Source organism: Thermococcus sp. EP1 (assembly GCF_001317345.1).
In the GTDB taxonomy this organism is placed as follows: domain Archaea; phylum Methanobacteriota_B; class Thermococci; order Thermococcales; family Thermococcaceae; genus Thermococcus_A.
On record NZ_JXCG01000001.1, the window covers coordinates 125,326 to 145,707 of the forward strand.

The following is a 20,382-nucleotide window of genomic DNA, read 5'->3' on the forward strand; positions in this document are numbered from 1 at the left end:
ATGTCTAGGAGGATTGATGAAATATTATCTGTGCTTGAGGAAATTAAGAACATATACTCTCCAGAAAGAGACTTGAAAGAGATAAGATTAGAAGCTACTAAGAACGTCGCAAGGAGAGAGGGAGTAGAAATAGAAACTGTGGTTGATAAGTATACTAGACAACTTAATTTAGACACTTCTGGGTTTGACAAACTATTAACAGAATGGATAGTCAACAATAACCCCATACCTTTAATGCAAAGGTTACTAAAATATGCTGTTGATGAAGAAGATAGAAAAGGAATTCGTGAATTCTTTGGAAACTCTGAAAAGCAGGTAAAAAGAAGAGATGTAATTGGGATAGTTGCAAATATTGCTTGGGCCCATAATAGATGGAGAGAGTTTGATGGGCTGGATGATAAGATAAGAGAGAAGTATGGATTTGAGTATGTTAAGCAGACAGGATTTGCTCATGAATGGTGGAATTTCTATGAAGACTTTGACTCAGAATACTACTATGGTCATATTGAAAGCAGAGGAAAGCTCAGCAAGTTTAATAGTGGGGGTTTGATCCTTTTTATTTCTCGGAATGTAGATGATAACAACTTTTATTTTGTGGGCTTTTATGGAGATGCGGAATACTCAGAAAGTGGTTTTAGAACCGGTAAGACACTTAGAGATCTTCTACCAGGTGACTTTAAAGAGACCTTAAAAAACTCAATAGAAACTGGGAAAATCTCTGGAAAACATGCAGATTATCTCAGAACAATATTATTTGAAAGTCCTGAAGAAGTAACAAGAAAATTCAGGGCAAGAAAAGCACACTCAGCAGTGTTCCTTGAGGAAGGGTATGTTCAAATTTCTTCTGCGGATTTAGGAATCAAAAAATTTGGTCAAAATAAGGTGATATATATTGGAGAAAACGAAAGTATTAAGCCAGAAAAGATATTTAACCTTCTTTTAAAGGCCAAACATAGACATGAAGACGTTCTACGAACTTTAAAGCATGATGATGTGAAAAGAGAGGAAGTACAGAGTATTATTGGGAAAATAGATTGGGTTTTAAAGACATGTTTCAGGGGAGGTTATTTTATGAATGTTGATGCTCTAAAACGAATTTTAAAGGAACAAAAAGAAGGACATAGTAAAGAATGGGCAGAAATTAGAGATAAAACACTTAAGATACTTCAAGAGATGGGAAATATCCTTCTAAAAGAAGAACTTAAGGAAGAAGACATTAGCAAGTTCAAGAAGCTCAGAGATAGGCTACCTAAACCTCCATGGTACCAAGTTGAGATTGAAAATATCGGGATCAAGAAATATTTTACAAATATTAGAGGCATTCTGCAAATAGTTGCTACAGTGAATTCAAGCAATTTTGAAAATAAATTGAATGAATTTGAAAAACTGTTAATAAATACCACGAATAAGATGTCTGGTATAAATATCGGAGTATTAAGTGTGTGGATGGCTTTAGTAAATCCAAAATTCTTCATGCCAACAAACAATACAACACTACCAGAGAACTTGAGGAAAAGAGTAAGCATGGAGAGATTCTGGGGAAGTGACTCTGACCCTCGAAAATTTGTAGAATTCATTAAAGTTGTCAACGAGATCAGAGAGGAACTTGGTATACATAGTATGGCAGAAGTAGCCTATTATCTAAGTAAATATAAACAAGAAAATGATAAGGTGAGTCTAAACAACTACTTCGCCTCCAAAGGCTACTACTTTCCAGAGCACATTATTGCTCAATTTTACACCGCCCTAAAAACTAAGGGCTTCGTCATTCTCTCCGGCCTCACAGGAACGGGCAAAACAAAGATAGTGCAAGAGTTAGCAGAGCTTCTTGATAATTCAAAGGAAAACCTCTTATTTATCCCAGTTCGTCCAGATTGGCGCGATTCAAAGGCCTTACTTGGTTACTATAATCCTCTGAATGGAGAATATCAAAAGACCGATCTCCTTGAGTTCATCCTAAAAGCAAAAAAAGATTACGAGCAGAATAAAGAGAATGCCATGCCTTATTTTATCCTTCTAGACGAGATGAATCTTGCTCACGTAGAATACTACTTCGCCGAGTTCTTAAGTGTTCTGGAGAGTGGATGGGAAGACGATAGAGACGATAAATGGATCACTCGGAAAGGGGTACCTATTCATAATAACACCTGGTTGCATGCCCTGCAAGGAATCCCTCAAGAGATCAATCTTCCTCCCAACCTCTACATCATCGGTACAGTCAATATGGATGAGACAACATATTCCTTCAGCCCGAAGGTTCTTGATAGAGCTTTTACTATAGAATTTCATGACGTTAAATTAGATGAATACTCAAAGACATTTGAAAAAACGAACGATGAGAAAGAGGGTTATTCAGCACTTCGTAACAGAATTTTGGAAGATTTAAGGAAAAATGGTAAATTTTTGGCTGTTTTAAAGAAAGAAGACATTAAACCGGCCCTCAACGAGTTGAAGGATAAGCACAATAAATACTGGCAAATACTCCAGCAACTCAACGAAGCCCTTGAACCTTATGACTTAAACTTCGGCTACCGTGTCGTTGATGAGATAGCACTATTTTTCATTAATGCCAAGGAAAGCTGGAAAAAAGACATAATACACTTTGAAAACGAAGATGAAATCTTCGACCTTGCACTACTTATGAAAATCCTTCCAAAGTTTCATGGCAATAGGAAAAAGCTTGAGAAGCCTTTGAAAGAAATTCTAAAGCTTTGCATAAAGGAAAATGAACAGATAACCGTGAAGCTCAAGACAGATGAAAAGATCAGATTACCAGACGATATTGATAAGCTCAATAGTGATGTAATTGTGGTTATGCTTGGCAACTGGAAAAAGGAGGAATATGAAAAGTACTTCCGCTTTAAACATACAGCCAAGAAAGTCCTTCGCATGCTCAGACAGCTCTATGAGATTGGCTTTGCAAGCTTTAGTTGATTTTCTAATTATTTACCACGCTAAATCCCCCACCACTCACTCTGTATCTCCCTAACCTCTTCAACAACCTTAATTGTTCCATATTTTGGAGAAATCTTCTCAAGTTCCGGCTCCCCTTCGAGATAACCTTCAATAAAAGCAGGGAGACCTTTTCTTAAGCCCACACTGTATCCCCCTTCAAGAATAAGGGCCAAACTAAACCTTGAAAGCGAAGCCCCAGCAAAGTGATAAAATCTCTCACTCAGCTCCATCGTAGCTAAGCCATCCCCTTTAAAGGCATCAAAGCCCGCTGAGACCACAATGGCCCGTGGCCCGATATCCTCTAAAATAGGAAGAACTATTTCCTGCCAAACAAAGATGTAATCATCATCTTTTGAATAGTGCGGCATTGGGAGGTTTATTTTACTTCCCTCCGCACCCTTCCCGCCAATTTCATATATATCACCACTCCCTGGATAGATCCCACTTTCATGGAGATCTATATGAACAATATCCTCCTCATCCCAAAATATATCCTGCGTACCATTGCCATGATGAACATCAAAATCTATTATAACAACCTTTCCAGCTTTTTCTTTCAGCATTAATGCCGCTCCTGCAGCGTTATTAAATATGCAAAAACCAAGGGTAGGTGCACCAAGGGCCCTTCCCTTTTTCCCTGCATGATGTCCTGGAGGCCTAACCAAAGCCAAATAAACGTCCTTCTTTTTGAGTGCGAGCTTTGCCACTTGCATAGATGCCCCAAAAGCTGTGAGGGCTGCTTCCCATGTGTGCGGAGAAACGTATGTATCCGGGTCAACAAAAGAGAATCCACTCTCAGAAAGAGCCTGTATCTTTTTAACGTATTCATTTGAGTGAACTTTTAAAATATCGTTTATTCCTGCCATAGGAGGTTGCTCAACATTAATCCAGAGACCACGTTCTTTAAGTCCTTCAATTGTAAGTTCAAGCCTTTTTGGGTTTTCAGGATGATATCCTTCTGGTTTATGATCTTTAAAGACCTCGGAATAAAAAATTCTCATATTCCCTCCCTTAGAAAAGTGGAAAAAAGATTAGAATTCCTCTTCTTCAATAAGCCCATATTTATCAAGCTCGTGAAGAAGCTTTCTAACAGCCTCCCATGCATCATGTTCACTTTTTGCACCACTACAAACGATCTTTCCAGAGCTAAAGAGTAGTATAACTGCTTTAGGATCCTTAACACGATAGATGACGCCCGGGAACTGTTCGGGCTCATATTCACAGTTGGGTAACACAAGAGCAACAGCATCGAGATTAAACTCCATCTTAAGATCGCCACTAAACACCATATTTTGAATATCTATTTCAGGAGCTCTGCTGAATTTAGTCCCAATCTTTGAAAGCATTTCAACGAGCTTTGAAACCGCTGCTTGGATATCATCAACACTCTTTGCTCCTGTTACGACAAGTTTTCCAGAACTAAATACTAGAAGAGCAACCTTTGGCTCATCAAAGCGGCATATTATCCCTGGGAACTCCTCTGGATTATACTTTGAATGGGGACATATCTCTATAACTTTCTCAAGGTCTAGTGAAGCAAAAAGATCCACTGAAGCGACGATATTCTCTATTCTAAGCTCCACATTGCTCATGTCAACCAAGTTTTGCACCTCCTTAAGCTGGGTTTAAAAACCCTTTTATAAATAACTCCACCGGGGTTTTTAAAGTTTAGCTGACAAAAATTAAAAGAAATTCAAGTACCTCATTAAGACTTCTATCTTAACGCTCTCAAAAAACTTTAAGTAGTTTGACTCAGGTTATTTTTTAGGTGAAAACCATGCTAGTAGAGATGCTCAGAGAAATAACTCAAATACCGGGTATATCGGGATATGAAGATGGAGTAAGGACAAAGTTGATTGAATGGATAGAACCATACGCCAATTACAAAGTAGACACAATAGGAAACCTTATCGTAGAGCTTGGAGAGGGTGAAGAGAAAGCCATTTTCATGGCACATATGGATGAGATCGGGCTCTTAATCACAAGTATAACAAAAAATGGAAAGCTTAAGTTTAGAAAAATTGGCGGAATAGATGACAGACTTTTATTAGGTAGACACGTAGAGCTTATAACCGAAAAAGGAAAACTTGACGGAGTGATAGGGGTTACTCCAGTTCATTTGAACTTAGAGAGAAAGTTTGAAACTCTCCCATGGCATGCTTTAGAAATAGACATTGGAGCAGAATCAAAAGAAGAAGCTGAGAGAATGGGAGTTAAAGTACTTGATTTCGCTGTTTTTAAGAAGCACTTTAGCGTCTTGAACAAGAAATACGTGGTGACAAGATCATTGGATGATAGATTTGGGGTCATTGCCCTTGTAGAGGCAATAAAAAATTTAGTCGATCATGATTTAGATGGTAAGTACATCTTCGCATTCACAGTTCAGGAAGAAATTGGTCTTAAAGGTGCAAAATTCTTGGCAAATACCTACTCCCCCAAGTATGCTATAGCCGTGGATTCCTTTGCATGCTGCTCATTCCTAACCGGAGATGTAAAATTAGGGAAAGGAGCAGTTATAAGAGCCGTTGACAATTCAGCCGTATACACTCCTTCTTTAGCAAGAAAGGCTCTTGAGATAGCACAGAGAAACAACATTCCTATACAGATTGGTGTTACTGGAGGAGGAACCGATGCATCAGTATTCGAAACTAAAAGCCAGACATTAGCCCTAAGCGTCCCTATAAGATACCTTCATAGTGAGACGGAAATGTTACACATAAGAGATTTAGAGGCCCTGATAAAACTGATCGAGGCATTAGCGTTTGAGCTTGAGTGATGGAGGTGATTCCTTGCTTAAATCTTTAGGATACTTTGGAGTCGGCATATTCATAGGAATATTGGCTGCTTTATTTGGTCTAGGAGGAGGATTTCTAATAGTGCCAACCCTAAACCTTTTGGGAGTCGAAATCCACCATGCAGTTGGAACATCCTCAGCTGCTGTCGTCTTCACTTCTCTAAGCTCTGCTATAGCATATTCCCGACAAAAAAGGATACACTACAAAGTCGGCCTACTTTTAGCCAGTACAGCAGTAATAGGAGCTTATATTGGAGCATGGATGACTAGTTATATAAGTGCTACCCAGCTCAAAGTGATCTTCGGTGTCGTCCTCTTCTTAGTGGCAATAAAACTTTATCGTAAAAAGAGCAGAGAACCCCACGAAGTTGACTTAAACCAGGTAAAGCTAGACTACAAAATTGTCCCAATAGGAGGATTTATAGCTGGAATAGCAAGTGGGTTGCTTGGAATCGGCGGAGGGGCTATAAACGTGCCTTTTTTAACCTATATCGGACTGCCAATTCATTATGCAGTCGCTACATCAAGCTTCGCTATCGTGTTCACAGCTACGAGCGGAGCCTTGAAGCACTATATGCTTGGTAATGTCGAGGTAGAGTGGCTCCTTCTGCTTATCCCTGGTTTGATAGTTGGTGCCCAAATAGGAGCAAGAATAGCAAAAAGAACCAAAGCAAGCAGTTTGACGAAAGCTTTTGCAGTTATTATGGCGTTATTGGCACTCAGGATGATTCTTAAAGGACTTGGATATCCAATCCCTTGATTTTGTTTTTACACTTTTCTTTAAACTTATCAAAATTCCCCAAACTGGATAGAATTCTAAGCCCAAACTTATTAAAGATTCTAATCACAATTAAAATAAAAGAACGAAACGATATGAAACTTTCGTTTCGCCGAGTTCCTAAAGTGATGTACAATTCAACATACATTTGGGTGAGGGATTATGAAATTTAGTGGCCTTTGGTTGATGCTTATCTTAATTGGAGGTTTAATTCCCATAGGGGCTACTTTTGCCCAAAATCAATCAACTAGTGAATATTTAGGTGAACAAAATAACGAGGAGATCGCTGGAGAGATTATAAATCAGCTAACAAAACTTAGCACTTTAGTGGATATACGAGTAAAACCAGTGAAAAGTAGATTACCTGAGAATCTCCTAAAAGACTACGATAAAGCCAAAGAGCTTAAAGAAAAAGCTCTTACCGAATACCAAAATGGAAACTATCCCCAAGCAATCCAATATTCTCTAGCTGCAATGAGGTACTACAAAGGGATTCTTAAGGCCCTCGAAGAAGATGAAAAAACTCCCGAAGTTTTAAGAACACAAATTCAGGAAGAGAGCACCAGGATCTTCGCATACTTTACGTATGTGGAAAAGCTTATAGAAGTAGCAAAAAGTAAAGGGATAGACGTAGAGAACTTGACCAAGGCTTATGTTGAAGCTAAAACTGCTTATAATGAGGTTCTTAAATATATAAAGAATGGAAACCTTGAAGAGGCCAAAATAAGTCTAGAAAAAGCAAAACAAAAGAAAATAGAACTTGATATGGAGATTAGAGATGTTACAACTAAGCTGGCTTCAAAAAACGCAGAGATGATTGTGAAATCCTTCCTGATAAAGACCAATCAAAGTCTTACAATAGCTGAAAAAGCAATCGAATACGCAAAATCAATGGGACGAAATACTGAAGAAGCTGAAAAAGACGTGAAGGAGATAAGAGAAATATACCTACAGGTCGCCCACTTAGCGAATGAAGGAAAATGGATAGATGCCCTTAGAGTGATCAGGGAAAATGCAGCCCATATGATAGGATTCTTCACGATAATTGAAAAGATAAAAAGAGAAAAAATGAACGCAGAAGTGTTTCTAACGATGACAAAAGAAAGGATTAGAAAAGATGCTACCGCCCTTGCCATCTTACGGAAGAAAGGGATAAACACTACAAGAGCAGAAATTCAGCTAAGAGGTGCAATTAATGAGTTTTCTATAGCAATTAACCTCATTAAGAAAAACGATGTAAACAGTGCAATTCTACACTTGCAAAGAGCAAACAGGCTTCTCAGAGAGGTAGAGGAATTCATAAATGCAAATTCCTAAGGAGGTTGGGAGATGAAGAAAATCCTAGCTTTAATCAGCATCCTTGCAATTTTACCCCTTATCAGTGCCCAATTTACAGTCTCTGAGATGGAATTAACTGTATACACTGATGGTTATGTCAAAGTTCATTATCAAATAATTCCCGATGAATACTCCTCCCAGATAATTCTGCCATTTTTAGGAGAGAACTACGAAGGACTGGCAGTCGTTGATGAAAATAACAACCCATTAAATTTCGAGATTTACGACAAACATATAGTGATATATGTTGGCGAGGCCCAAATCGTTGATGTTTCTTATTATACACCAGACATTACATATAAAGAGGGACTGGTATGGACAATTAATGTTTCTAGTGACTTCCCCTTTAATATAATTCTACCAGAAAATGCTGTTGTTGTGGATCTTTCAGAAGTGCCCCTCAAAATAGCCTCCAATGTAATAACAATGCCCCCTGGGAATCAAAGTATCTCATACACTTTGGAATTCAAAGAAACTCCTACAGAGGAAGGACAAAGTTATAGCAAATATCTTTTACCATTAGGAATTTTGGTGTTTATACTCTTGATTTCTATTGTCCTTGCCAGAAATAGGAGAAAAGAGCCTAAAAGAACAGAAGTCCACATAGACAAAGAAGAATTCTTGAAAAAACTCGAATCCTTTAATCTAAATGAAGATGAAAGGAGAGCATTACTTTATATCTTAGAGAAAGGTGGAAGAGCCAGCCAAGCAGAAGTGAGAACTGCTCTGGAGATACCAAAAACTACAGCTTGGAGAATGTTCAAACGTCTTGAAAAGCAAGGGTTAGTGAAAATAATCAAAGGAAGAAAAGAAAACTGGGTGGAACTCAAGCTTTGAGGTACTCCCTTACCATTCTTTCTCAATTTATCCAAAACGTGAACTACCCCACCCTGAAGGGTGAGGCTTCGTGAGAGTTCATTCGGCATCCCGTTGCCGGTAGCCTCACTCTCACCGGCCGGTTCACACGGCCACTACCGACTATCCCTCCAACAAGGGAATCGCCGGCTACTTTTCAAATTGTTAAACCACTTATTACTACTGGCAAGAGTATTTAAACTTTTCGGTGTTTGCTTTTAGAGTGTTTGCATCCCCTCCCTTTCGGAAAGGGTCTTCCCAAAAAAGATAAAAATGGGGAGAAAACTCACCTCACCTTTGCTCCAAGTTTAACTTCTTTTTCTGGAGTTAGCAAAGCAACATTTTTGCCATCATCTGCAGCCAAGATCATCCCCTGACTCTCGATTCCTCTGAGTTTCTTAGGCTCAAGGTTTGTTATTACAGCTACGTACCTATTGAGCAACTCTTCCTTTTTATAGTATTTCTTCAGTCCTGCTACGAGTTGTCTGACTTCATCTCCAAGATCCACCTTAATCAAGTAAAGCTTGTCTGCATTTGGATGGTCTTCAACACCAATTATCTTTCCAATTCTTATGTCAAGTTTTGCAAATTCCTCAAATTTCACATAGCTCACTTTACTACCCTCCTTTTTTTCTCTTTTAGGTGTGATTTTCATTTTCTCCCCATAAATCCTCCTAAGAATTATCTCACTTTCATCCCCAAGTCTCTCTTTAGCTATCTTTATAACATCCTCCATTTTGTAGTACTTATCTAAGAGAATTCTTGCACTTTCTGGATTTCCTTTGCCTATGTAGTTAACTACATATGCTATAATGTCCTCATCGCTGACCTTTCTAAAGAGAATTTCAGCCTTTCTAACTTTGTGACCTGCTTCTAGTGGGACGAATTCCCATCTTTTCACTTCCTCAATGTTAAGCAGATGCCAGATTTTCTCGCTCGCATCTGGAAGGAATGGCTCAAGGAGAACCCCAAGGGCCTTGACTAACTGGAGGGAAATATTTACTGTAGTTCCTGTTCTAACTTTATCAGTCTTAGCAGTCTTCCATGGCCTCTGATAGTCAAAGTACTGGTTTCCAAATATTGCTAGGGCCATTACCCTCTTGAGAGCTTCCTTAAACTGATACCTCGAAATAAGCCTACCTACTTCCTCAAAGGTTTTTTCAATTTCTTTAAGTGCTTTTCTGTCAAGATCATCAAGTTCTCCAGTTTCTGGAACCTTTCCATCAAAATACCTGTTCACAAAGGTCAGTGCTCGGTGTACAAAGTTTCCAAGATTGTTCACAAGTTCCTCGTTTATTTTCTTTTTGAAGTCCTCAAAGCTAAAGTCACTGTCCCTTGTTTCAGGCATTATAGCCGTTAGGTAGTATCTCAAATAATCCGCAGGAAATGCATCAAGGAACTCATGGACCCATATCGCCCAATTTCTGCTTGTTGAGAACTTTCTTCCCTCAAGATTTAGGTATTCGTTTGCTGGGATGTCATATGGAAGATTCCATTCAAACTTAGCATTATTGTCCTCATACTTTCCATAAGCCATTAAGAATGCTGGCCAGAATATGGCGTGGAATGGGACATTGTCTTTTCCAATGAAATGGATCACTCTTGTTTCACCATCAATGTTAAACCAGTACTTTTTCCACTCATCCTCTTTTCCAAGTTTTTTGAAGTGTTCTATTGTTATTGATACATAACCAATTGGAGCTTCAAACCATACGTAGAGGACTTTTCCTTTAACATCTTCATCTTCTAGCGGAACCGGAATTCCCCAACTTAAATCCCTGGTTATTGCTCTCTCTTCCAAACCTTCATTAATCCATCCTAACACAGTGTTTCTAACATTTGATTTCCAGTGTTCTTGCCTGAGAACCCAATCCTTAAGTTTTTCTTGAAAGTCTTGCATTCTTATATAGTAATGAGCTGAGTCCCTAAAGGTAATTGAGTTTCCACAGATATTACATTTCGGATTTATAAGTTTCTCTGGAGTTAGTGGATGTCCACAGACTTCACATTGATCTCCTCTTTGCTCTTCCGCACCGCAGTAAGGGCATGTTCCAATAACATACCTGTCAGGTAAGAACATTTTATCGTGCTCACAATAAGCTTGTTTTTCAACTTTCTTAACTAAGTAACCATTTTCAAGAGCTTTAAGGAAGAACTCCTGACTTATACGATAATGAACCGGGAGCTCAGTTCTACCAAAGTAATCAAAGCTAATTTTAGCCCTCTCAAAAGTTGTCTTGATGTGTTCATGATAGTAATCAACTATTTCCCTTGGGCTCTTTCCTTCTTTAAGGGCTCTGAACGTTATTGGTGTACCATGCTCATCTGTTCCACATATAAATACAACATCCTCTCCTTTTAACCTCAAGTAGCGTACGAATATATCCGCCGGCAGGTAGGCTCCGGCCAAATGCCCTGCATGAATAGGGCCATTAGCATAAGGCAAAGCAGATGTCACTGTGAACCTCATCCCTATCACCCCCAAAGACTAACTCGCTGCCCTTTATAAGTTCTCGCCAATTTTAAATATTACGGTGGGTTATTTTCATCTCATGAAAATATGCCTATTAATATATATCGGTTCTCTATTCCAAGAGACTTTTTAGTGCTTGAATTCTTTACATTTTTTCTTTTGAAAGCCTCGCCCTTTAGAGCGGGGAGGAGGCCAGCAAAGTATTTTAACTCTTGAATCAAAATCCCTCTGGTGAAAGTATGAAGGCAAGGCTCAGAGAAAAGTTTAGTTTTGATGCTGCACATGCTGTAATAATTAATGGCGAACCCGAAGAAATACATGGCCATACGTTCAAAGGAGAAGTTCTAATCGAAGGAGAGGTTAAAGAAGGTTATATAATGGACTTTCTGGAACTAAGAAAAATAATAGAAATGACAATAGCACCATTGAAACATAAAAATCTCAACAGAATATTTAAAAATCCAACCACGGAAAACATAGCCCTATGGATTGCTGAACAGATCAAAACAAACTTGCCGGAGAATATCAGACTTTACAAAATCGTTTTGTGGGAAGGAGACGAAAATGGGGTTGAATTCGAGTTTTAAGACCTACCAAAAAACTAAAAGTTACACTACCAAAGATATAACGGGGTGTAGAAAATGAGAGACTTTTACATCGCTCATGAAGATGAGATAAAAAGCGGTGAAACTACTGATGTCTATTTTATCAGAACAAAAAAAGTTCTCGAGGAAAAGAATATTCATAAAAAAGTTTTTGCAGATATAAGCACCACATCACTCCCAAAAAATTGGAAATGGGGAGTTTTAGCAGGAGTTGAAGAAGTGGCAAAACTTTTGGAAGGTCACCCAGTGAACGTTTATTCTATGCCAGAAGGTACAATCTTCCACCCATACGAACCGGTAATGCAAATCGAAGGATACTACAAAGAATTTGGAATTTTTGAAACTGCTTTACTCGGAATGTTAAGTCAAGCGAGTGGAATCGCAACTGCAGCATTGAGAACAAAGATCGCAGCCAAATTTAAACCGGTATATTCATTTGGAATAAGACACATGCATCCAGCTATAGCACCAATGATAGATCGCTCAGCTTTTATAGGTGGATGTGATGGTGTCAGTGGTGTTCTTGGAGCGAAAATGATAGGAGAAAAGCCTGTTGGAACGATGCCCCACGCTCTAATACTAACTATTGGAGACCAGGTCAAAGCATGGAAATACTTTGACGAGGTAATGCCTGAAGAAGTGCCAAGAGTCGCTCTTGTGGACACTCTCTGTGACGAGAAGCTAGAAGCATTAATGGCCGCTGAGGCCCTAGGAAAGAGACTAGCGGCAATTAGATTAGACACACCAAGCTCTAGAAGAGGGAATTTCAAACGAATAATTGAAGAAGTAAGATGGGAGCTGGATTTAAGAGGTTATGAACATGTGAAAATCTTTTTAAGTGGGGGACTTGACGAAGAGAGCCTTAAAGAGCTCGTAGAGGTTGCAGATGCTTTTGGCGTGGGTGGAAGTATAGCAAGTGCAAAGCCAATAGACTTCTCTCTCGACATAGTAGAAGTTGAAGGAAAGGCCCATACAAAAAGAGGGAAACTCAGTGGAAGGAAACAAGTCTACCGCTGTGAGAAGGGACATTATCACAGAGTTCCAGCAGATAAACAACTTAAAAAATGCCCTCTATGTGGAGCAGAAGTTGAACCGCTCCTAAAACCACTAATCAAAGATGGAGAAATAGTAGCAGATCTACCAAAGGCAAGAGAAATAAGGGAATACGTACTAGAACAAGCTAAAAAATTTGGACTCACATTAGAATAGTTTACTCTTTTTCAATATTTAATGAAAAAAGGAAAGAAATTCACTCAACTGTAATTGCTCCGGTTGGGCAGCTCTCTGCTGCTTCTTTTGCACATTCAAGGTCGGTTTCAGGTACAAGAACTTTGGCTTTTCCTTCGTCATCCATCTCAAAAACATCTGGACAGATGCTTGCACAAACTCCACATCCAATGCATGTGTCCCTATCAACAACAACCTTCATCTCTAACACCTCCAAGGAGTTCAAAAATAAAAGGAGATAGAAGCTTAAAAACATTTTCCCCACCAAAGGTGTGAGAGGACATTTTAAATACCAACAAAAAGGCAGACTGCTTTAAAAATTTTGGAGAATAATGAATTCAAATCATTCCAAAACGCTTCCTAACTTCATCACTTATTCTATCTGGAGTCCAAGGTGGATCAAAGGTTAGCTCTATTTCAGCATCTTTAACCCCTGGAATCTCAAGAACCTTTTGTTCCACTGCTTGAAGGAGCCACATGGTTAATGGACATCCTGGAGTCGTCATAGTCATTTTAACATACACAATGTTATCGGGGCGCAGATCAATTTCATAAATGAGGCCTAAGTTGACAATGTCTATTCCCAGTTCCGGATCAATAACTTCTTTGAGCTTTTCTAGAACAAGTTCCCTTGTGAGTTTAACTTCCCTCTCAACAGCTTTTTCTTCGCTCATTTTTTTCACCTGAAGAAAACTTTCAAACAACAAATTTAAACCTTATGGAACAAAAATGTGGAAAGAAAAATTCAAGTTGTAGAACTCTCGTCATCGTCGTAGAGTTCTTGCCCAGCGGTAATCTCATCTTCGTAACCTTTTGAGCCTTCAATAGTTTGTATTCTAAACATGTAGCTCTTATACCAGTTATACTCTGGCATAACTTTTATTGGCAAGAGTTTCCATGCCCTAGTCTCTTCCACATAACCCCAGTTAACATATTCATTGAAGTTCCTTATTATATCTGTGATAACAACGTTGAACTCGCTTATGAGAAGCTTTTCTATCTGGTACCATTTATCAGTAGAGCTTTCTCTTCTTGTTATACCAAAATATCCCGCACATCCAGGGCCTTTCAGTGTAGCTATTCCCCTTCCTACAAATGCTCTAACTGCATCTACTGTTTCAGGCGGATCTGTGATGAAAGTATCAAACTTTCTCAAGGCATACTCTGGTAGGGGTTTTCTAAGATCGAAAGTAAATATTTCTACATTATCATATCCTAGTTCCTCTGCTGTTTTTTCAATAAAGTTTGTAAGGCGTTCATCGATATCAAGAACCGCAATTCTCTTTGGAAGGCCTGAAAGCATTAAAGCAATGCTTGTAAGATCATCATCCCCTAAAACAAAGACCTCTTTATTCTCTAAGTCTCCTCTAGTATGCATTAAAGCAATTCTTGAGACTGTTGTTTCGGGAGTTACATAAGCTTGATCAAACTCATGTTTCGGTTCAGGTCTCTCTTTTACAATCTCTTTAAATTGCTCAAGAAGCTCGCTGAATGCATCAAGTTCGACAGTCTTTCCTTCACAATGTTTGCAGGTGTAATCCTCTCTTTTTCCAATCCCATACTTCTCCACAAGCTCCTTGCCCTTTTGAGTGAGAATTATGCCCTCTCTGAATTCAACGTAGTTTAAGTCGTGGAGTGCTTCAACAACTGCAACTACAAGTGGAAGTGGTTCCTCACTTAGATCAACGATCTTCCATGGATTATTGCTCGCTAAAATAGCACTTAATACATTCTCGATTTTTCTCTCATAAACCGGAATGGGGGTTTTCTCTTTAACTCTCTCCACAATATCCATCATCTTCACTCCCTCCGATTAAATTTTTAACAAAACCGTTGGAAGAAGTTCAGATGCACCCATTTTAAAGTTTTTGGAATACATTTTTAGCCTGTGCTCCCTTAAGAAGATAGGTGAATAGAATGGCAATTTATTTCATAGGACTTGGACTTTATGATGAAAAGGATATCACTCTTAAAGGTCTAGAAATAGCAAAGAAGTGTGAATTATTATTCGCAGAGTTTTACACCTCTCTTTTAGCAGGGACTACCATAGAAAAAATAGAGCAACAGATAGGAAAACCTATTAGAGTTCTAAATCGAGAGGATGTTGAACTAAACTTTGAAAAGATAGTTCTCAAGGAGGCCAAAGAAAAGAACGTTGCTTTTTTAACCGCTGGAGATCCAATGGTAGCCACTACACACGCGGATCTAAGGATAAGAGCAAAACAGAGGGGAATAGAAAGTTACATTATTCATGCCCCCTCAATATACTCAGCCATATCAATAACAGGGCTTCATATCTATAAATTTGGAAAAAGCGCTACTGTCGCATATCCAGAAAAAAATTGGTTTCCAACAAGCCACTATGATGTACTAAAAGAAAACAAAGAACGTGGGCTCCATACTCTCCTCTTTCTTGACATAAAGGCAGACCAAGGAAGGTATATGAGCGCAAATGAAGCTATGCGCATCCTTCTACAGATAGAAGAAATGAAGAAAGAGGATGTCTTCACTGAGAACACATTAGCGATCGTACTCGCTAGAGCAGGGTCACTAACTCCCACACTTAAGGCCGGATATGTAAAAGAACTGATAAAAGAAGATTTTGGAAAACAACCTCACGTATTAATAGTCCCAGGCAAGCTTCATATAGTAGAAGCAGAATATCTCGTGGAATTTGCCAACGCCCCAAAGGAAATATTGAAAGATGTTTAACCAAATTTCTTTCTTTTTCTGTTTATTGGGGCAATGTAGTGTTGATAAAAGGCTCTCAGCTTTCTTGTGTACTCTTCTACCCATTCTCCGCTGATTTTCCTCCTCGCCACTCCATCTTTCATGGCTTGCTCTGCAACCGCTCTTGCTTCCCTTGGATAAACTTCCGGGTGCAGGGGAGTAGGAATTATGTATTCCTCAGAAAGTTCCTCATCTGAAACAACTTTAGCTATTGCCTCCGCCGCTGCTATGTTCATGTTCAATGTTATCTCCTTTGCTCTCACGTCCAACGCTCCTCTGAATATCCCTGGAAATCCCAGAACATTGTTTATTTGGTTAGGATAATCACTTCTACCAGTAGCAACTATCCTAGCACCTGCTTTTTTGGCCTTTTCAGGCATGATCTCCGGAATTGGATTTGCCATTGCAAAAACTATAGCATCATCGCTCATTTTTTGGATCATTTCTTCATTTACACTCTCTCCTACACTGACTCCTATGAAAACGTCTGCTCCTTCAATGGCATCGATCAAATCTCCCTCTATGCCGTATATGTTAAATCTGGCCACTTCTCTTTTGTATGGATTTAAGCCTTCTCTGCCCTCATAAATTACTCCCTTCCTGTCTACCATCACTATTTCTTTAACCCCCTTATGGTGGAGGATTTTGGCTATTGCAATTCCTGCTGCACCAGCTCCTTTTATGACAACTTTTATGTCCTCAAACTTTTTCCCAACAATTTTTAATGCATTTATAAGTCCCGCTAAAGTAACAACTGCTGTTCCATGCTGATCATCGTGGAAAACTGGAATATCCAACTCCCTCTTTAACTTTTCTTCAATTTCAAAACACCTAGGGGCAGAAATATCCTCAAGATTTATACCTCCAAATCCTCTTGAAATCAACTTTACAGTATTTACAATCTCATCGACTTCTTTAGTGTCTATTAGTATTGGAAAAGCATCTACTCCAGCTAACACTTTAAAAAGAACACATTTTCCCTCCAGAACGGGCATTCCAGCCAAGCCACCAATATCTCCAAGACCCAGCACTGCAGAACCATCAGAAATAACAGCTACAGTATTTGGAATTATAGTATAATCCTCATAACTCTCTCCAGCAACAATAGCTCTACACGGTTCAGCAACCCCTGGTGTATAAGCCAAGCTGAGATCATAAGGATCCTCCACTTTCACCTTTGGGATAATTTCTATCTTACCATTTCCTGGAAAATTATTCCTATGATATCCAAGAGCATGTTCGGCAAGCCTTTTTCTAAATTCTTCATCAATCATTTACAACAACCCCTTCCTTATCTTGTATGCTCTTTATAAACATTTACGTTTCTTTAGTTTAACATGTTCATGTCCAAAAATATTTAAATATCCTTATTATTTTAGCATTTTTGTATCAATTTGAGGTGAGCGAAATGTCGTGGTTCGAGGAGTATTTTGAGTTCACGGAGTATAGAACAAATATGAAAACCGAAGTGCTCGCCGGTATTACAACGTTTATGACTATGGCATACATACTCTTTGTAAACCCAGCTATATTGAGTGACGCAATAGGTAAGGAAGCATTTAACTCACTTGTAGCTGTTACAGCATTAGCAGCAGGAATATCCACAATAATAATGGGACTCTATGCAAAGAAACCTTTTGCATTAGCTCCAGGAATGGGCCTTAACGCTTATTTCGCATACAGCGTTGTTATTGGGATGGGTTATGATTGGAGAGTTGCCCTCGCAGCTGTTTTCGTTGAAGGTATACTTTTCATAGTACTAAGCGTGACAAAAGTAAGAAGTGCCATAATACATGCAATTCCCTTGAGTCAGAAGTATGCTGTTGGAGCAGGTATAGGTCTTTTCTTAACGTTTATAGGTCTCAACGATGTTGGCCTTTTAACGGCCTTTGTTGATGAAAGTGGTGTCTTAAAGTTCACTGGCTTTAACGTATCCGCACTTGCCACGAAGCCCATAATGCTATTCTTCTTTGGACTATTCCTCGCAGGAGTCCTTATCACCCTTAGAATTAAAGGAGCTTTGTTGATCTCAATCATCACCACTAGTATACTTGGATGGATAACTGGTGCCGCACCTTGGCCAGACCATATCTTTTCAACACCAAACATAAGCTACACCTTCTTAAAGCTTGATCTCCAGGGGCTTCTCAATGTGGGGGCTATTGGTGTAGTATTTGCCTTCTTTATGGTAGATTTCTTCGACACACTTGGAACAGTCACAGGATTGAGTGCCAAAGCAGGATTTCTAACAAAAGAAGGAAAAGTACCAGATGCTGAAAAGGTACTTTTAACTGATGCAATAGGTACGACTTTTGGAGCATTGCTTGGCACTTCAACGGTTACTACATACATAGAAAGTGCGGCTGGTATAGAAGAAGGTGGAAGAACAGGAATGACAGCCCTCGTTACAGGTCTTCTGTTCCTAGCAGTAGGGTTGTTCATAGCTCCACTTGCCCAAGCTATCCCTGCATTTGCAACAGCCCCAGCTCTTGTTATAGTGGGTTACTACATGCTAAGTGCAATAAGAGGAGTAGACTTTGACGATGCAAGTGAAGCTATTCCAGCATTCCTAGTACTCATAACCATACCTTACACTTACTCAATTGCAGATGGAATAGGAATGGGCTTCATAAGCTACACCATACTTAAGCTCTTCAGCGGCCGTGGAAAAGAAATACACCCACTCATGTACATATTAACCTTGATCTTCATAGGATACTTTGCATATTTAGGAGGGGTCTTCTGACCCCCTAAAATTTAAGAAAAGAGCTTTTCTCAACTTTTTTCTTTAGACTCCTTCAGAAATTGCTTAAGCACATAAGGACAGTGCTCCTGTATGTACTTGGCAAATTCTTTCATTCTCTCAGCTGTTATTTCATGCACATAATGTTCAAACTGGCATGCATCTTCTTCTGCTATCTCAGGGGGAATCCCAAGGATTTCGGTAAAGAATTTCATTAAAAGTAGATGCTTTTGGTAGGTAGATTTTGCAACTTCTACTCCCTTCTCAGTTAGTAAAATCCTATCATATTTCTCATACTCAATAAATCCTTTCTCATTAAGCTTTTTGAGCGCATCAACAACACTCGGGGGCCTTACCCCGAGTTTTTTTGAGATATCTTTTACCCTAATTATCCCCTTATTCTTTTGAAGAATATACATAGTCTCCAAGTACTCCTCTTCCCTTTTACTTATTTCCACACACCTCACCTAGGTTAGAGTAACCTAAATAATTTAAGTGCTTTTTGGTTTTACAAAAAATAATTGAAAAATTATCTAGCCAGTTCAATACCCTTCTCTAAGGCTAAAATATTAACTTCCCACAGCTTAGCCTTCAATGTTTCTCTAATGCCCTCAATGATGCTTTCCTTCCTTAGTGGTACCAAACCTCTACCGTAAGCATAACCAAGCATTAAAACCCCAAGGGTTCGTGGATTAATTTTATCTGCCTCCTTTTGGAAATTCATCATTTCAACAGGACATATTCTTTTTAAGGCCTTCTGGATGTCATCCAAATCTGGGTATTCCTCTTTCCCGACCAAAGTGGTGGCTGTGTGAATAGGATATGCGTTGACTATTGCATAACTTTTTCCACTTAAAAAGCGAGCATTTCTTAAGGCCTCCGCAGGTTCAAGAGCCAGCATTAAATCAGCCTCTCCTTCTTCAATTAGAGGAGAATAAACCTCTTCTCCAAAACGAAGATAGCTAAGCACGCTTCCATACCTCTGGCTCATTCCAAGAGTTTCACCAATTCTGACATTATAACCCTCTTTCATTGCGGCATTTCCAATGATTCTTGAGAGTGTAAGCCCCCCTTGACCACCAACACCGGTTATGATTAAATTGAACTCCATACCTGTCACCGAGAATATTAAGAGAGAGGGGTTAAAAATCTGGCGCTCGAGAGAAGATTTATTTATTAGATGCCCTATCTATTTTCATGGGATTTGAAGAATATTATCAGGCATTTAGGGCATATACTGATATTTACTCAAAGGAATACCAAAAGAGGATAGAAGAACTTGAGCCCTATTTACTCAAATTCATGGAGAAGAAAGGAAAAGTTCTAGATTTGGCTTGTGGAGTTGGAGGATTTTCATTTCTTCTTGAAGAGTATGGATTCGATGTAATCGGAGTGGATATCAGTGAAAAGATGATAGAGAAAGCCAAGACTTATGGAAACGAAAAGAACTCTAAAGTCGAATTCCTTATTGGGGATGCTATGAATCTTCCCTTTGAAGGTAATACATTTGACTATGTAATATTTCTTGGAAACACAACGACACATTTTTTACCAAGAGAACTAAATAAGGTCTTCAAAGAAGTAAGGAGGATCCTTAAAAAGGAAGGGCTCTTTTTAATAAACTTTATAGATATGAGAGAGCTACTCTCTCGAATCCAGATGGGAACTGTCATAGGAGAAAAATATTGGATTAATAAAGTCATGATAGATAAAGAAGAGAAAACCGCCTTGATAGAATACAAAAGTGATGAAATCACTTTTCGAGTCAGATTTGTTATTTGGGGAAGTACAACTGTAGACCTACTTGCAAGAATGTATTTTACTCCAATAGAGACCATTAAACTTGATGAACTTTCATATCTAAACATCTATAAGAAAAAATAA

18 protein-coding genes and 1 pseudogene are annotated in these 20,382 nt (G+C 38.9%); 10 read left to right on the top strand and 9 right to left on the bottom strand.

From position 1 onward, the window contains the following. On the top strand, nucleotides 1-2,934 hold the full coding sequence (locus EP1X_RS10195) for an McrB family protein (protein ID WP_253276522.1): 2,934 nt from the start codon (nucleotides 1-3) through the stop codon (nucleotides 2,932-2,934). Between the two features lie 20 nt (nucleotides 2,935-2,954). On the opposite strand, the gene EP1X_RS00620 is transcribed toward EP1X_RS10195, so the two are convergent. Together EP1X_RS00620 and EP1X_RS00625 are read right to left on the bottom strand one after the other, a co-directional pair. Further along, nucleotides 2,955-3,956 carry a histone deacetylase family protein gene (locus tag EP1X_RS00620; RefSeq protein ID WP_055280816.1) on the bottom strand — a complete coding sequence of 334 codons (1,002 nt, stop codon included), beginning with the start codon at nucleotides 3,954-3,956 and terminating at the stop codon, nucleotides 2,955-2,957. 30 nt (nucleotides 3,957-3,986) lie between these two features. Then, nucleotides 3,987-4,556, bottom strand: coding sequence for a TATA-box-binding protein (locus EP1X_RS00625; protein WP_055280817.1), 570 nt, complete (start codon nucleotides 4,554-4,556; stop codon nucleotides 3,987-3,989). A gap of 176 nt (nucleotides 4,557-4,732) precedes the next feature. Between EP1X_RS00625 and EP1X_RS00630 the strand changes: the two genes are divergently transcribed. The 4 genes from EP1X_RS00630 (at nucleotide 4,733) to EP1X_RS00645 (ending at nucleotide 8,702) form a co-directional block, all read left to right on the top strand. Then, nucleotides 4,733-5,731 carry a M42 family metallopeptidase gene (locus EP1X_RS00630; RefSeq protein WP_055280818.1) on the top strand — a complete coding sequence of 333 codons (999 nt, stop codon included), beginning with the start codon at nucleotides 4,733-4,735 and terminating at the stop codon, nucleotides 5,729-5,731. 13 nt (nucleotides 5,732-5,744) lie between these two features. Beyond that, nucleotides 5,745-6,509: a sulfite exporter TauE/SafE family protein gene (locus EP1X_RS00635; protein WP_055280819.1), complete on the top strand. Its 765-nt coding sequence runs from the start codon at nucleotides 5,745-5,747 to the stop codon at nucleotides 6,507-6,509. Between the two features lie 180 nt (nucleotides 6,510-6,689). Beyond that, complete coding sequence (locus EP1X_RS00640) at nucleotides 6,690-7,844, top strand: hypothetical protein (RefSeq protein WP_055280820.1); 1,155 nt, start codon at nucleotides 6,690-6,692, stop codon at nucleotides 7,842-7,844. Nucleotides 7,845-7,856: 12 nt separating this feature from the next. Further along, nucleotides 7,857-8,702: a helix-turn-helix domain-containing protein gene (locus EP1X_RS00645; protein ID WP_055280821.1), complete on the top strand. Its 846-nt coding sequence runs from the start codon at nucleotides 7,857-7,859 to the stop codon at nucleotides 8,700-8,702. A gap of 304 nt (nucleotides 8,703-9,006) precedes the next feature. On the opposite strand, the gene metG is transcribed toward EP1X_RS00645, so the two are convergent. Next, the gene (gene metG / locus EP1X_RS00650; RefSeq protein WP_055280822.1) at nucleotides 9,007-11,190 is read right to left on the bottom strand and encodes a methionine--tRNA ligase; all 2,184 of its coding nucleotides are present in this window, start codon (nucleotides 11,188-11,190) and stop codon (nucleotides 9,007-9,009) included. Nucleotides 11,191-11,432: 242 nt separating this feature from the next. Here metG and EP1X_RS00655 point away from each other — a divergent pair, with 242 nt between their 5' ends. Together EP1X_RS00655 and EP1X_RS00660 are read left to right on the top strand one after the other, a co-directional pair. Then, complete coding sequence (locus EP1X_RS00655; RefSeq protein ID WP_055280823.1) at nucleotides 11,433-11,780, top strand: 6-pyruvoyl tetrahydropterin synthase family protein; 348 nt, start codon at nucleotides 11,433-11,435, stop codon at nucleotides 11,778-11,780. A 54-nt stretch (nucleotides 11,781-11,834) separates the two neighbouring features. After that, a complete protein-coding gene (locus tag EP1X_RS00660) occupies nucleotides 11,835-13,007 on the top strand; it encodes a nicotinate phosphoribosyltransferase (protein ID WP_055280824.1) in 1,173 nt (390 codons plus the stop codon). A 40-nt stretch (nucleotides 13,008-13,047) separates the two neighbouring features. Here the strand turns inward: EP1X_RS00660 and EP1X_RS00665 are convergent, their stop codons facing one another. The 3 genes and pseudogenes from EP1X_RS00665 to bpsA form a co-directional block, all read right to left on the bottom strand. Then, complete coding sequence (locus EP1X_RS00665; RefSeq protein ID WP_055281368.1) at nucleotides 13,048-13,227, bottom strand: ferredoxin; 180 nt, start codon at nucleotides 13,225-13,227, stop codon at nucleotides 13,048-13,050. Between the two features lie 136 nt (nucleotides 13,228-13,363). Beyond that, a pseudogene (locus EP1X_RS00670) lies at nucleotides 13,364-13,672 on the bottom strand (metal-sulfur cluster assembly factor); the annotation flags it as partial. 98 nt (nucleotides 13,673-13,770) lie between these two features. Continuing rightward, nucleotides 13,771-14,823: a N(4)-bis(aminopropyl)spermidine synthase gene (gene bpsA, locus EP1X_RS00675; protein ID WP_055280826.1), complete on the bottom strand. Its 1,053-nt coding sequence runs from the start codon at nucleotides 14,821-14,823 to the stop codon at nucleotides 13,771-13,773. 119 nt (nucleotides 14,824-14,942) lie between these two features. Here bpsA and dph5 point away from each other — a divergent pair, with 119 nt between their 5' ends. Further along, nucleotides 14,943-15,737, top strand: a complete 795-nt coding sequence (gene dph5, locus EP1X_RS00680; RefSeq protein ID WP_055280827.1) for a diphthine synthase — start codon at nucleotides 14,943-14,945, stop codon at nucleotides 15,735-15,737. On the opposite strand, the gene EP1X_RS00685 is transcribed toward dph5, so the two are convergent. Beyond that, nucleotides 15,734-17,029 (bottom strand): NADP-dependent malic enzyme, encoded by a 1,296-nt coding sequence (locus EP1X_RS00685; RefSeq protein WP_055280828.1) that lies wholly within the window; start codon nucleotides 17,027-17,029, stop codon nucleotides 15,734-15,736. The two genes, dph5 and EP1X_RS00685, sit on opposite strands and share 4 nt — an antisense overlap. A 134-nt stretch (nucleotides 17,030-17,163) precedes the next feature. Here EP1X_RS00685 and EP1X_RS00690 point away from each other — a divergent pair, with 134 nt between their 5' ends. Then, on the top strand, nucleotides 17,164-18,501 hold the full coding sequence (locus EP1X_RS00690) for an NCS2 family permease (RefSeq protein WP_055280829.1): 1,338 nt from the start codon (nucleotides 17,164-17,166) through the stop codon (nucleotides 18,499-18,501). Nucleotides 18,502-18,530: 29 nt separating this feature from the next. Here the strand turns inward: EP1X_RS00690 and EP1X_RS00695 are convergent, their stop codons facing one another. Together EP1X_RS00695 and EP1X_RS00700 are read right to left on the bottom strand one after the other, a co-directional pair. Beyond that, on the bottom strand, nucleotides 18,531-18,956 hold the full coding sequence (locus EP1X_RS00695; protein WP_055280830.1) for a metal-dependent transcriptional regulator: 426 nt from the start codon (nucleotides 18,954-18,956) through the stop codon (nucleotides 18,531-18,533). A gap of 71 nt (nucleotides 18,957-19,027) precedes the next feature. Continuing rightward, nucleotides 19,028-19,609: an indolepyruvate oxidoreductase subunit beta gene (locus tag EP1X_RS00700; RefSeq protein WP_055280831.1), complete on the bottom strand. Its 582-nt coding sequence runs from the start codon at nucleotides 19,607-19,609 to the stop codon at nucleotides 19,028-19,030. An 86-nt stretch (nucleotides 19,610-19,695) separates the two neighbouring features. Here EP1X_RS00700 and EP1X_RS00705 point away from each other — a divergent pair, with 86 nt between their 5' ends. After that, a complete protein-coding gene (locus EP1X_RS00705; protein WP_055280832.1) occupies nucleotides 19,696-20,382 on the top strand; it encodes a class I SAM-dependent methyltransferase in 687 nt (228 codons plus the stop codon).

Excerpts from the sequence above, each read along its gene's own strand:
- dph5 (WP_055280827.1), top strand. The coding sequence starts at position 14,943 with ATGGCAATTTATTTCATAGGACTTGGACTTTATGATGAAAAGGATATC.
- bpsA (WP_055280826.1), bottom strand. The coding sequence starts at position 14,823 with ATGATGGATATTGTGGAGAGAGTTAAAGAGAAAACCCCCATTCCGGTT.
- EP1X_RS00630 (WP_055280818.1), top strand. The coding sequence starts at position 4,733 with ATGCTAGTAGAGATGCTCAGAGAAATAACTCAAATACCGGGTATATCG.
- EP1X_RS00685 (WP_055280828.1), bottom strand. The coding sequence starts at position 17,029 with ATGATTGATGAAGAATTTAGAAAAAGGCTTGCCGAACATGCTCTTGGA.
- EP1X_RS00640 (WP_055280820.1), top strand. The coding sequence starts at position 6,690 with ATGAAATTTAGTGGCCTTTGGTTGATGCTTATCTTAATTGGAGGTTTA.
- EP1X_RS00645 (WP_055280821.1), top strand. The coding sequence starts at position 7,857 with ATGAAGAAAATCCTAGCTTTAATCAGCATCCTTGCAATTTTACCCCTT.
- EP1X_RS00690 (WP_055280829.1), top strand. The coding sequence starts at position 17,164 with ATGTCGTGGTTCGAGGAGTATTTTGAGTTCACGGAGTATAGAACAAAT.
- EP1X_RS00620 (WP_055280816.1), bottom strand. The coding sequence starts at position 3,956 with ATGAGAATTTTTTATTCCGAGGTCTTTAAAGATCATAAACCAGAAGGA.
- EP1X_RS00665 (WP_055281368.1), bottom strand. The coding sequence starts at position 13,227 with ATGAAGGTTGTTGTTGATAGGGACACATGCATTGGATGTGGAGTTTGT.
- EP1X_RS00660 (WP_055280824.1), top strand. The coding sequence starts at position 11,835 with ATGAGAGACTTTTACATCGCTCATGAAGATGAGATAAAAAGCGGTGAA.
- EP1X_RS00655 (WP_055280823.1), top strand. The coding sequence starts at position 11,433 with ATGAAGGCAAGGCTCAGAGAAAAGTTTAGTTTTGATGCTGCACATGCT.
- EP1X_RS00700 (WP_055280831.1), bottom strand. The coding sequence starts at position 19,609 with ATGGAGTTCAATTTAATCATAACCGGTGTTGGTGGTCAAGGGGGGCTT.
- EP1X_RS10195 (WP_253276522.1), top strand. The coding sequence starts at position 1 with ATGTCTAGGAGGATTGATGAAATATTATCTGTGCTTGAGGAAATTAAG.
- EP1X_RS00705 (WP_055280832.1), top strand. The coding sequence starts at position 19,696 with ATGGGATTTGAAGAATATTATCAGGCATTTAGGGCATATACTGATATT.
- metG (WP_055280822.1), bottom strand. The coding sequence starts at position 11,190 with ATGAGGTTCACAGTGACATCTGCTTTGCCTTATGCTAATGGCCCTATT.